The sequence below is a fragment of the Streptomyces sp. WAC05292 genome (assembly GCF_003949955.1).
Lineage (GTDB): Bacteria > Actinomycetota > Actinomycetes > Streptomycetales > Streptomycetaceae > Streptomyces > Streptomyces globosus.
Genome location: NZ_RPSE01000739.1, coordinates 1 through 1225, shown reverse-complemented (window position 1 = coordinate 1225; position 1225 = coordinate 1). Strand labels below are relative to the sequence as shown.

General features: G+C 75.4%; 1 protein-coding gene. It reads right to left on the bottom strand.

The window, feature by feature from the left end; all coding sequences use genetic code 11:
• Window positions 1-249: 249 nt before the first annotated feature.
• Entirely contained in the window at window positions 250-1122 is an 873-nt protein-coding gene (locus tag EF903_RS32740) for a TatD family hydrolase (RefSeq protein WP_125548553.1), read from the bottom strand.
• Window positions 1123-1225: the final 103 nt, after the last annotated feature.

Below are 1225 nucleotides of genomic sequence, written 5' to 3'. Positions count from 1 at the left end.
ATCCCGACCCCCGCCCGTACGGGTCGAGGGCCGTGCCGGTCCCGGCGGTGCCGGCGAGCGGGTCGGCGTACGCGGACGGCCCGTACGGGCGGGGGTCGGGATCGGCCCCGTGGCCCCCGGTGAAAGGTTTCTCGCTCACGCCGCTCGCTCCCCTGGTCCGGCCCGGCTTCGGTTGGGCACGGCACCCTAGCGGAGGGTCCGTCACTCTCCAAAGCCGGACGGACACCCAGCGTGTCGGCCACGGCGGGGTCAGTAGGCGAAGGCGCGCGCCGTGTTGGCGGCGATGGCCGTGGCCATCGCGTCCTCGTCGATGCCGCGGACGGCGGCCATGGCGCGGACCGTCAGCGGAATGAGGTACGGGGCGTTCGGCCGTCCGCGGTACGGCGCGGGGGTGAGGTAGGGGGCGTCGGTCTCGACGAGGACGAGCTCCGCCGGGGCGGCGGCCAGGGCGTCGCGCAGCGGCTGGGCGTTCTTGAAGGTGACGGTGCCGGCGAAGGACATGTAGTAGCCGGCGGCCGCGCACTCCCGGGCCATGTCCGCGTCGCCGGAGTAGCAGTGGAAGACGGTCCGCTCGGGGGCGCCCTCCTCGCGCAGGATGCGCAGGACGTCGGCGTGGGCGTCGCGGTCGTGGATGACGAGGGCCTTGCCGTGCCGCTTGGCGATCTCGATGTGGGCGCGGAAGGACAGCTCCTGGGCGGCCATGCCCTCGGGGCCGGTGCGGAAGTGGTCGAGGCCGGTCTCGCCGACGGCCTTGACGTGGTCGAGCGCGGCGAGGGCGTCGATCTCGGCGAGGGCCTCGTCGAGGGCGGCGCGGCCGCCGCCGGCGCGGGCGCCCTGCCGGGACCACCCGTCGGGGTCGCCGTGGACGATGCGGGGCGCCTCGTTCGGGTGGAGGGCGACGGCGGCGTGGACGTTGTCGTACGCGGCGGCGGTCTCGGCGGCCCAGTGGGAGCCCTTCACGTCGCAGCCCACCTGCACGACGGTCGCCACGCCGACCGAGGCGGCCTTGGCGAGGCCCTCCTCGACGGTTCCGGCCTGCATGTCGAGGTGGGTGTGCGAGTCCGCCACGGCGACCCGGAGCGGTTCGGGCAGCGGCGGCGGGGTGTCCTTGGAGGCGCTCATACGGCCGATCTTATGACCGGCCGCGCCGCCTCAGCAGACGGGCGAAGAAGCCGCGGCGCTCCTCGCCGTCGTCCACCGGCACCGGCCCGGGGGCGTCGTGGCG